The 242-nt window shown below is 36.0% G+C and carries 1 pseudogene; it reads left to right on the top strand.

The features are described from left to right. A pseudogene (locus tag RTW80_RS30545) lies at positions 1–219 on the top strand (hypothetical protein); the annotation flags it as partial. Positions 220–242 lie beyond the last annotated feature (23 nt).

Genomic DNA, 242 nt, shown 5'->3' with positions numbered 1-242 from the left:
AACTGGAAAGTAAACAAAATTTCGCCTTGCATTGCATGGGAAATAATTAGCATGTTGCAACCGTATTACTTTTTGCTAATGAGATTACGAGATACTGTGCAGTTGATGGAACAAGATAAAGGAATTAAAGACCCTTTAGTACCATACTTTCATGAAATTTTCCCATATTTCCTTTTAGATCGTGCAACAGCGAAAAGACGTAGGAATTGGCTTGATTAGCCGCAATACTATTTCTGAACAGA

Origin of the sequence: Escherichia sp. AM3 (assembly GCF_032029835.1) — a bacterium.
Lineage (GTDB): Bacteria > Pseudomonadota > Gammaproteobacteria > Enterobacterales > Enterobacteriaceae > Escherichia > Escherichia coli.
The sequence above is the reverse complement of the archived record's forward strand: the minus strand, read 5'-3'. Positions and strand labels throughout refer to the sequence as shown.